We start from the raw sequence: 10853 nt of genomic DNA on the forward strand, positions 1-10853 counted from the left end.
TTTATAAAATTTGAATTATCAAATTGTTCATAGTAGAGATATTGTTCATTTTTTATTGTTGAATTATTTTTACCTTTATCTATTCTAAGTTTTGAGAATTTTTCTTTATCCATATAATTAAGCCAGTTTGTTAGTACTTTATTTAATTTAATTATATTAGTATCTTTTTTTTTAATTTGATTAATATCAGACTCCTTTTATCTCATTCTCAAGAGCATCAGATTTGATTTTATGATAATAATATTCTTTTTGTAAATCTGTAAGTTTGGTTAGTTCTTCTGAAATCTTTGAAGTTATATCAATATCTTTTTTTTCACTTGGTTTATTGTTTTCATTTTCAAACATTTCTCCAGATCCAGTTAATAACCAATTTATATTAATATTGAATACTTTATGCAAATTATTAATAATCTTAAAAGGTAATTCAACTTGTCCTTTTTCATATTTTGAAATTAAATTTTGCGATGTTTCAAGCTTCTCTGCAAAATCAGTTTGATTAAAGCCTAATTTTTTTCTTATATTAAAAAAATTACTATTTATATTCATATTATTAATATTCCTATTGACATTTATGTACATTTTAACCTTTAAATATACCGAAATTACGATTAATAATCCAATTCCAGCTTTAAAAGTTATGTATATAAATTGTAATAGAACAAAACTTTTATAAAAGGAAAGAAATGAATGAGAATCTACTAACTAAAGAAGAATTAGCAGTAAGATTAAATATTAGTGCTTATGATGTTGACCAACTTAGAAAAAAACAAAATATGCCATGTATAAAAATAGGCAGATCTTACAGATATGATTTAAAAGAGGTTCAAGAGTTTATAAAAAATATAGGGAAAAAGAAATGACTTTATATGCGAAGTACTCAAAAAATGGATTTTTTAGTTTAGAGAATATGCTAGAAGATTTAAATATTAACTCAAAGTTAATAAATGAAATCATAATTAGATATAACACAAGCAGCTTACTTAAAGAGTTTATAGAAAAAATTAAAAATACAGATGAAAATGAAGATATTAAAAATATTATTTTGGAATTTTTTCTTATTGCAGACAAGATGAAACCAATAACTTGTAATAAAAAAACTCTTTCAAAACTCACTGGTCTTAGTGAGCGACAAATTGATGAAAGAAGAAGAGCTAGACAAATACCTTTTATACAACTTACTGGTTCAAGTGGAACAGGCAGAAAGATAATCTTATATGACCCATATGAGATAAAAAATGCAATTGATAACAATAGAGTTAAAACAATAAGTTAATAGATATGAAGCTAAGAATAAATAAACCTAAAACTAGACCTATACAAATTGAACCTTGGTTTTTTAGATATCTAAATGAAGGTGAACTAAAAGTAGTTAGTGCGATATTAGCTCATGCAGATATAAGAAATAGACAAGAGAATTCGTTCCCTTCTAATAGAACAATAGCTTTTTATTGTGGCTTTGGTTTATTAAAAGAGAATACTAAAGCTTATAAAAACTATCTTCAATTGAATGATATAGAAAAAAAAGAGTTCAAAAAGAAAAGACTACACAATGCTATTCAACAAGTTAAAAATATTAAAAAATCATTAGAAAAAAAAGGCCTTTTAAAAAGAGAATACATTGGACAAAAAGGTAAAACAGTTGTTTATATGACTTTAGATTTAGAATGGAAAAAAGAACAATTTTTAAAAGATTATGATGAATACTTTAATGATGTTGAACCAAATAATACAAATGAAAATGAAGATATTAATAAAGAATTAGAAGATATTCAAAAACTAGCAAAAGAGGGAAATGTTTCTAAAGAAAACCTTGCAAAACGATTAAACGATTTATCACGAAAATTAAAAGATATAAAAGAACCAGAAATACCACTTGAAGATGTTACTAAAGTTGCAGATTATTATATGAATACTAAAAAAGTTCAAAATAAAATTGATTCGGGGAAAATAGAAAATAAATCTGCTTATAGAAATTCAATTATAAATAGTATTAAAAATAATGAATTTAAAAATGCAAATAATTTATATGAAGCTCTACAAAAACAAGAATTAAATAATAATATTCAAATCTTAACTGAATTATATAAAAACAATAAGTATGAATTACCATATGCAAATAAAATACTTTATTTTCAAAATATAAGACTAGAAGATGGTGTTTATGTTGCAAGTTATAAAACTACAGATAACAAATTGAAAAAAGATGTAGCTATATCTTTTAGTGAAATTACTTATCAATTAAATAGCCCTATTACTTACACATTTAAAAATAAGAAATTATTTGAAAACTATATTGAAAATGAAAAAAACTTAATTGAAAAATATAAAAAGAAAAAGGAGTGAGTTATGATTTATAGTATCAATATTTAGAATTAGTCTGAATTATTATAAAAAAATAAAAACTTAGGAGAATTAAATTATGAAAAATATATTAAAAATCAGTTTCTTACTTATGGTTATTGCAACATCTTTATTTGCTGCTGATAATCCATTTGTTGCACCTTTGAGAAAAGTACAAGAGTTACTTGATAGTGATGTTACAAAAGTTATCGCAGGTATTCTTATTGCTATTTGTGGATTTTATATTGCATCTGGACAATTTGAAAAAGGGAAAGGTTATGCATGGGGCTTAATCATCGGTATTTCAGTTGTTTATGGTGCTAAATGGATAGCTGATTTTATTTGGGGATAAGCTATGAAGTTTAAAAACATTAGAGAAATCACAAAAAAAGAAAAATTAAGAGGTCTTACAAAAACTTCATGGAACTTAGCAATGTTTGGTTCTGCTAGTTTTTTCCCTTATATTGCTTTTACAAGTTTGTTGTTATTTGTATTTCTTTTAATTGTTTTTTATGTATGTGAATATTTCGATGATGATTTTATTGAAATATTGACTATTAAACTACAAACAAAGGTTAAAGATGAGTATTTTGCCTAATTTTTTAATTAACTTATTTGATGTTTTTTCAAAACCATTAAATTCTATATCAGAAGATAACAATATCTTAGGTAGATTTGATGAATACAATATAGTAACAAAAAATGAGAACTTTGTTTCTATATTTGAAATAACAGGTATAAGTTATAATGCACTAAACGAAGAAAAAATGGTTGAGTTATTAGAACTTAGAAATATATTTATTAATTCTATTAACTCTTTATTTAACATTTCTATTTTTCAAGATAGAGATAGTAATGATATATCAAAGTCTAAAATAAAAAATCACAAGCTAAATTCATACACAAATGAGTTATTGGAAATTTATAATAATAATTTATCAAATACTATCTATGAAAATAAATTTTATATTTGCTTGTGTACAAATAGAAGAAACTTAAAAAACTTCTTAGATTTACAAAAAGATAAAATGACTACTTCAAGTAGTGAGAATAACTTTAACTTAGCTCTAAATGAAAGACTAAATAAAGTTGCTTCAAATGTATTAAGTCAATTGAATGATTACAATATAAGAAGATTAAAATCAGATGAAGTTTTAAACTTCTATGCATCATATTGTAATATGAGAAAAACAAAAGTTAATAGTAAATTAGGCTTATTAAGAGATAATTACATCAATAGTAACCTAAAGTTTGAAAAAGATTATTTTATTCATGAAGATGATGAGAAAAGATATTCTAGATTTATTAGTGTTAAAGCATATGATACAAATGAAATTGACTCAAATCTAACAAAAGAGTTGTTATCTATTAACTCAAAGTTAATGATATGTGAAAATATCACTTCTTTATCTAAAGATAAAGCTCTTACAAAAATGAAGAAATATATAAATACTTCTTCTGATATAGTAAGAGATGAACTTGAAATATTAAGAGAGCTAATAAAAACAGATAGAGAGACCCTACTCTATTATAGTTTATCTATTTTAATAACAACAACAGATTTAAAAGAGTTAAAAGAACTTACAAAACATATTGAAGTTTTATTTTCAAAATATGGAATTAAAACTGTTATAGAAAATAAGTTTGTTAATTTAAAAACTTTATATTTTTCTTTTTTTCCAGGACGAGAAAATCTAAACACAAGAAAAAGACTTCAAACTTCAAGTTCTATTTCTATATTGAACTCTTTTGAACAAGATATTAAAGGAAGAGATAAATGTTCATTTGGAAATGATTTTGTAACATACTTTAGAACTTTAAATAATCAATTATTTAAATTTAATTTTCACATAAATACAAGAAAAAAAGGCTTAGGGCATACATTAGTAATTGCTCCAACAGAGTCAGGGAAAACTACACTTATGAGTTTTCTTATGGTTTGTTTGTCTATTAAATTTGATATAAATATTCTTGCGTTTGATAAAAGACATGGTATGTATAACTTTTGTAATTTTTTTGATGGTTCATATCAAGACCTTAATGAAGAGTTTACATTAAACCCTTTTTCATTAACTGAAACAGAAGAAAATATCAAATTCTTAATTTCATTTTTAAAAAATATGGGAGAGATTAAAAGTGAAGATAGCGAATTAATCCTTGCAATTGAAAATGCAGTAAGATCTACATATAGACACAAAAACAATATTGACATTAAATTTGAAGACTTTGTTAATAACCTTGAAAAAATAGAAGGACTAGAAGAGAAATTTAAACCTTTTCTTGGTGGTATATTTGACAATGAAAAATGTAGTTTAAATTTTGAAAGAAAGATTACTATATTAGGAATGGATACTATTTTAAAAGATAAAAAGTTAGCCTTTTTAGTATCTTTATATAGTTCACATAAACTACAAAGTTTATCACTAGAACAAGATAAAGATTTCTTTGTCTTTTGGGATGAATTAAAGGACTATTTAACTAATTCAGACTCTGCTGAAATAATCTTAGAACAGAAGCTTGAAGTAAGAAAAACGGGTGGAGTTATAACAGAAGCCGTACAAAATCTGGATTTTTTCGATATTTTAGAGAATAAAGATTCATATTTAGAAAATATAGGTCACTTCATAATCTTTCCTACAAAAAGCCCAAAAGTACTTAAAAAACTTGAAGAAGAATTGGATCTATCTCAAAAAGAATTAGACTTCTTATCTACTAGTGACTTAAAGATCAACCATGAAGTATTATTAAAAAATAGAGTGACAGCAGAATCAATCTATTTAAATATAGATCTTAGTTCATTAGAAAAATATCTAAAAGTATTTAATTCAGATTCAAGTGAAGTAAAAAGAATGCAAAAGCTGAAACAATCAAATCCTGAAAATTGGAGAGAGGAGTTTTTAAATGGCAACTGAAATATATAAAACAACTCTTGGAATATTAAATGAAGCTTTAGGAGATATTCAAAAAAGCCTTTTTGAAAGTGGTGCAGCAGTATTTAATAATGACTTTTTCAATATTGCATTTACTGTTTCAATCGCATATTTAGGTTATCTAATAATGTTTCAAAAATTAAAAACAGACGAATCTGTTTATAAACTCATATGGTTGATTATCATTTTTACACTTGTTAAATCAATTTTATATCAAGAAACATTCTATAAATTCTTTATAGAAATTATAAATGCTCCAGCAAATACACTTATTCAATTATTGAGTGATTTAGTAGTTTCTGCAAACTCAAACGCTAATTTAGAAAATATTGTTGAAAATCTTTTTAATTCATTATCTAATATCCACAATATTATATATGACAAGGGTTCTTGGGATGAATGGGCACCATTTCTATATGCAACGCTTTTGTATATATGTGGATCATTCTTAATAATAGCAATACTGTTATTTAGTGCATTTAGTGTTTTTCTTGCAAAAACTGTATTGGCTCTTGCTCCTTTTGTTTTAATTTTTTTACTTTGGAGAAAAACAGAATACATCTTTTTTAACTGGCTTAGATTGTATGTATCACTAAGCCTTTATCCAGCAATGACAATCTTACTTGGTTCTGTTTGTTATGCAGTTGCTGAATATATGAAAAGAGTTTCATCTGGATTATCAGAGGGAGGATATGACGCGGTAATTGGTATATGCATAATTATGGTTTTAATTGCTCTTGGAATGTTTAAAATCCCAAACATTATAAATCAAATTATAGGTTCTGCAAATGAAGGTAGTAGTTTATCTTCTGGTTTAGGAACAATGAGTGCAGGTGCTGCAATGTTAAGTACTGTATCAAAATTATCTTTAGCAAAATTTGTTGGAGAAGGAGCAGGAAAAGCAATAGGAAGAGGATTAGAAAAAGGTTTTGATAAAGGAGTAGCAAAATCTGCTGATTCTGTAAAAAAAATGTGGACTAAATATAAATAAAGGAGTAGATAATGAAAAGAAAAATATTAATAATTACATTTACAATTATTGTGTTAAGTGGTTGTGCAACAAAAAATAAAGCTTATCAAAACTTAGAAAAAAGCCCTTGTGCTTGTTTTGAAACAACTATAAAAGTGGGTTAATTATGTTTGAAAAAGTAAATAGTACATTAAAAATTTTAAGATTAGAAAATAGCTTTTTAAAAGTTTTATATGTAGGAAATATTTTACAGTTTTTAATAATTGCAATTTTAGTAATTGCAATTATTTCTTTATTTCCCCTAAAAGAGAAAGAGCCTTATTTAGTATATTTCTCAAATGCACAAACAAACTTTGTAACTGTAAAAAAAGCAGATAGTACGATTACAGAAGATGAAACTGTAAGACTAGGTCTTGTTATGAGTTATGTACTAAATAGGGAAATTAAAAATAACATTGATGATAGTAAAAGACATGAGAAAGTAAGACTTCAAAGTTCAAATAAAGTGTGGAGAAATTTTGTTTCTATTGTAAATACAAAAAATTCAATATATCAAAAAAGTAGTTTAACAAGATCAATTGATTTGCATAATGTTCATATTGTACCAGGAACAAATATCGCACAAATTGATTTTAGTGCAACAATTAGAAATAAACAAAAAAAAGTTGCTGATTCTAACTTTAGAGCTGTTTTACAATTCAAGTTTGTAGATAAGAAACTTAAGTTTAAAGATATTCCTAACAATTTCACGACATTCAAAGTTATGAACTATGAAGTAAGCAAAATGCGGTGAGGTGAAAAATGAAAAAATTAATACTATTAACTTTCCCTATTTTCCTATTTGCAAACTCTATTTTTGTAGATGACAATATTGCAAATGAGAATATCAATGGAAATATCACTAATAATATAGTTGATACTACTATAGATTTTAAAAGTGTTCAAAAAGAATGGCTTAAATCTAAAACAAGTTCTGTTAAAAATATAAAGTTTATGCCAAATAAAACTTATAGAATTCAAACAAGAGTTCTTATGAATACTATGATTATATTTAATGAAGATAAAGTTGCTAGTAAACCAATTTATGGGAATAAAGGCTTTGTAATAAAAAAACTAGGTGTAGGGAAATATGATTTTTCAAATATCATTTCAATACAACCAAAACTTGTAGGAATTGATACTAACTTAACTGTTATTGGTGAAAGTGGGAATGTCTATAGCTTCTATTTATATTCAACAGATTATAAATCAAAAACTATTCCAAATACAGTTGTATTTGTTTCAGAAAATAAGTCTTCAAATAAAATCAAAGTTGTAAATATAGAAAAAGAACAATTTGTCAAACATAGTAAAAAAATAAAAATTGATGAAGAGATAAAAGTAATAAAAGACCCTGATTACTTTTATGTTGGCGAGGGGAAAAATAGAATAAAGATTTATAAAGAACAAGTAATAGATGACTTCGTACAAGATGGAGCAGAAGAGCTAAAAGCTAAAAAAATATTTAGAGATAACAAATTTGTTTACTTTAAATATGACAAAGATTATTCTTTGTCTTCTTTTCCTGCAATTTTTAAAGTTGTAGATGGTTTTGATAGTCCTATTAACTTTAGAATTGTAGGAGATTATTTAGTTGCTGAAACAATTGCTAATAAATTTACTTTAAGAATCGAAAACAAGCATGTTTGTGTTAGAAGATTGAAAGAAGTTAAACATGAAAAATAGAAAACTAAAAGAGATCCTTATTGTAATTTCTATAATAGTTGTTTTAATCATTTTACTATTAATCTTTGGTTTTGTATCAAGTGCAGCAGAAAAACCTAAAACTCCAGAGTTTGATAAATTTTTAGTTACTACTAATTTTCCACTGAATGATTATACATATGAAGAAAAACAAAAGCCTACAGACCTTTCTAAAATTTTAAAAGTAGAAGAAAGCAAAGAGGAAGAAAAAAAAGAGCTTCCTAAAGAAACTTTTAAAGAAAAAGTTGAGGATTTAAAGTCTAATTTATTAGATAAACAAGAAAAATACACAAAAGATATTTTTCAATCTAATGAAGAAATTCAAAAGCAGCAACTAGAGAAAAAAAGAAGAAATATACTTTCTTCTTTAATAAGTAATACACCTAAGATTAAAGTTGAAAAAAATAGTTTTAATAAAGTTGAAAAAAAAGAACTAGATTATGGTGACTCATCATTTTCAAATCTAAAAAATAAAAATAGTGTTACTAATGAAACAAAACTTTATAGAACAATAACATCAGATAAAAGAATACCTGTAATTTTAACATCATCAATAAATTCATCTTTATCTGGACAAGTTATTGGAATTGTAGAAGAAGATATATATGCAAGTATGGGTACTGCTAAACTTATCCCAAAAGGAAGTAAAGCCATAGGAGATTATAAAAATAATTCTCAAATTGGTGAAAATAGATTTAAATTAAGATGGGAAAGATTTATCACTCCTCATGGAATTCATATACTACTTGATAATGCACAAAGTGCAGATATCAAAGGTAACTCTGGAGTACTTGGCGTAGTAGATGATAGATATTGGGAAAGATATGGAATACCATTAACACTTTCAACATTATCAAATTCAATTTTACTAGCTGTTAGTAAAGCAACTTCTGATAATAGCTCTAAAAACAACTCAAATAATACTCAAATTATCTTAGATAATAGTAGGCAAGACCTTAGTTACATAATGAAAAAAATAATCGATGAACAAGTAAAAATAAAACCAATTATTAAAGTAAGAGAAGCAAGTAGAGTATTTATAGTTTCTAAATATGATATTTGGTTTCCACAACCAAAAGATGGAGAAATTTTAGTTAAATATTACAATTTAAAAGGAGAAAGAAATGAAAAGTAAATTTTTACTAGGTTTGATTTTTATGTTATCAATTGCTCTTTTTGCAAATACAAAAAGTGGTAATGATCTATTGAATATAAAAATCAATGAAAATGTTATTTTAAGCAATGGTTTTGGTTCTATTTCTGGTAAACCAATTTTAAAAGATAAAGAACTAGAAAATAAAATCAATTTAAGAGGTGAATTTAATGTAGATGAAAAACAAAATGCATCGTTTGAGTTCAATAAAATTGAACATGATGGAAAAGTTTATAATTTAAATAATGCCTTTATAAAAAAAGGAAGATTAAAAAAACCCGATATAACTTTAAAGAAAGATAGCAATCTAACTGTTGAAGGAGGAAATATCGATGAAATACTTAATATTATAAATGCAAGTAATACTAAAGAATTAAAAAGTAATGATGAAAATTCGAATGAAAATTCAAATTATTCATCTTATGGAAATAATTCTTCTGATTATGGAAATAATTCTCAAGGTTTTACTCCCTCTTATTTAGAAGATGATAATGTAAAATCAGATGATACTGAAAATAGAAATGATTATAAAGACAATGATGATAGTAACTCTGCGGTTGTTGTTACTTGTCCAGAAGCTTCATATGATGGGAAAATTGCAACTTATTATATTCAATTAGGCACAATTTGCACAAAAAGAACATCATTATCTGTTAAAACTGTTTATGACTCACAAAGTTGTAAAAATAAAGTTGATTATAAAAACAATACTATCCAATTAGGATATGAATTGTTTGCTACTGATCCAGAGGGCGGTGACTTTTTAGTTCAAAGATGTCAATATAAAGAACCTATTCAATTAACTTCTAAAGTAAAAAATTGTGATGCTATTCCTAATTATCAAACTAAAAAAGCAGAAATTCAAAAACAATATTCATATAGATATCAAAAAGAAGAACATGAAGTTGGAGAATGCACACCAACAGGTGAATTTGTTGATTTAAGTTATGATATAAATACTTGTATTCCAGAAAGACACGACTTTGAAAATAATGTATCACTAGAACAAGGTAAATATTTTTATTGGTATGAAAATGAAAAAACATATGTTGGACAATGCGTTGATATTCAACAATATACTTATAATCATTATCTAGATGATACAACTTGCGATTATGAAGAAAATGACGGAAGAGTATTATACTTACAACGAGTTGCATATGATGATTTAAATGGTATAAAAAGATTTGCAACAGAGTGTGAAGTTACAAATTCAGGAGGATTAGAAATCTATAATGAATTTGCAGGTTATGAATATCAAGATAGCTCAAAACAAGCACTTAGAAAGATAAATCAATATTTTATTATTCCAGGAACAACTACAAAAAAATATATAAAAAAAGATATTGTAACGGATAAAGCATACCCTTATATTGAAGAGAGTTGCGGAGTAGAACATGATGATGAAAAACTTCAAAGTACCTATAAAGCAACTGTATATTTTAATGACACTGATGAAAATAAAAAAGTAACTGTTCAACCTTGTCAAGTAAAACAAGTAATCCCTTATACATTAGTAAATGGTTCTTCAATTATTACTTTAAATAAATCTCTAGGCTTTAAAAGATTAGAAAAGAATAGTACTGGATTTAATATCTATGCAGAGCCAAATAAAACAATTGATCTGGTTACACTAAATAGGACATACAAAAGTAGTATGTTAAAATTAGTGAAAGTGGAGAGAAATAATGAGAAAAAATCATTACACAAATGAGTT

Annotated in this window: 13 protein-coding genes; 12 read left to right on the top strand and 1 reads right to left on the bottom strand. The window is 25.2% G+C overall.

The features are described from left to right. Positions 1-186: 186 nt before the first annotated feature. On the bottom strand, positions 187-546 hold the full coding sequence (locus tag ACTCCZ_RS12760) for a helix-turn-helix domain-containing protein (RefSeq protein WP_159445752.1): 360 nt from the start codon (positions 544-546) through the stop codon (positions 187-189). Positions 547-683: 137 nt separating this feature from the next. On the opposite strand from ACTCCZ_RS12760, the gene ACTCCZ_RS12765 reads away from it, so the two are divergent. The 12 genes from ACTCCZ_RS12765 (at position 684) to ACTCCZ_RS12820 (ending at position 10850) form a co-directional block, all read left to right on the top strand. Then, positions 684-860, top strand: a complete 177-nt coding sequence (locus ACTCCZ_RS12765; protein ID WP_079580123.1) for a helix-turn-helix domain-containing protein — start codon at positions 684-686, stop codon at positions 858-860. Then, positions 857-1273, top strand: coding sequence for a hypothetical protein (locus ACTCCZ_RS12770; RefSeq protein WP_079580124.1), 417 nt, complete (start codon positions 857-859; stop codon positions 1271-1273). Before ACTCCZ_RS12765 ends, ACTCCZ_RS12770 begins: the two co-directional genes overlap by 4 nt. Before the next feature lie 5 nt (positions 1274-1278). Further along, the gene (locus ACTCCZ_RS12775) at positions 1279-2343 is read left to right on the top strand and encodes a hypothetical protein (RefSeq protein WP_079580125.1); all 1065 of its coding nucleotides are present in this window, start codon (positions 1279-1281) and stop codon (positions 2341-2343) included. 76 nt (positions 2344-2419) lie between these two features. After that, positions 2420-2692: a TrbC/VirB2 family protein gene (locus tag ACTCCZ_RS12780; protein WP_079580126.1), complete on the top strand. Its 273-nt coding sequence runs from the start codon at positions 2420-2422 to the stop codon at positions 2690-2692. A 3-nt stretch (positions 2693-2695) separates the two neighbouring features. Continuing rightward, a complete protein-coding gene (locus tag ACTCCZ_RS12785) occupies positions 2696-2938 on the top strand; it encodes a hypothetical protein (protein ID WP_079580127.1) in 243 nt (80 codons plus the stop codon). Next, a complete protein-coding gene (locus ACTCCZ_RS12790; RefSeq protein WP_079580128.1) occupies positions 2922-5252 on the top strand; it encodes a VirB4 family type IV secretion/conjugal transfer ATPase in 2331 nt (776 codons plus the stop codon). The genes ACTCCZ_RS12785 and ACTCCZ_RS12790 overlap by 17 nt, the downstream gene beginning before the upstream one ends. Beyond that, the gene (locus ACTCCZ_RS12795; protein WP_079580129.1) at positions 5242-6261 is read left to right on the top strand and encodes a type IV secretion system protein; all 1020 of its coding nucleotides are present in this window, start codon (positions 5242-5244) and stop codon (positions 6259-6261) included. The genes ACTCCZ_RS12790 and ACTCCZ_RS12795 overlap by 11 nt, the downstream gene beginning before the upstream one ends. 11 nt (positions 6262-6272) lie before the next feature. Next, positions 6273-6404, top strand: coding sequence for a hypothetical protein (locus ACTCCZ_RS12800; RefSeq protein WP_265734248.1), 132 nt, complete (start codon positions 6273-6275; stop codon positions 6402-6404). Positions 6405-6406: 2 nt separating this feature from the next. After that, entirely contained in the window at positions 6407-7033 is a 627-nt protein-coding gene (locus ACTCCZ_RS12805) for a VirB8 family type IV secretion system protein (RefSeq protein ID WP_079580130.1), read from the top strand. A gap of 8 nt (positions 7034-7041) precedes the next feature. Continuing rightward, positions 7042-7965 carry a TrbG/VirB9 family P-type conjugative transfer protein gene (locus ACTCCZ_RS12810; RefSeq protein WP_079580131.1) on the top strand — a complete coding sequence of 308 codons (924 nt, stop codon included), beginning with the start codon at positions 7042-7044 and terminating at the stop codon, positions 7963-7965. Next, positions 7955-9118, top strand: a complete 1164-nt coding sequence (locus ACTCCZ_RS12815; RefSeq protein WP_079580132.1) for a TrbI/VirB10 family protein — start codon at positions 7955-7957, stop codon at positions 9116-9118. The genes ACTCCZ_RS12810 and ACTCCZ_RS12815 overlap by 11 nt, the downstream gene beginning before the upstream one ends. Further along, complete coding sequence (locus ACTCCZ_RS12820; protein WP_131828693.1) at positions 9108-10850, top strand: hypothetical protein; 1743 nt, start codon at positions 9108-9110, stop codon at positions 10848-10850. The genes ACTCCZ_RS12815 and ACTCCZ_RS12820 overlap by 11 nt, the downstream gene beginning before the upstream one ends. Positions 10851-10853 lie beyond the last annotated feature (3 nt).

The sequence above is a fragment of the Malaciobacter sp. genome (genome assembly GCF_055140965.1).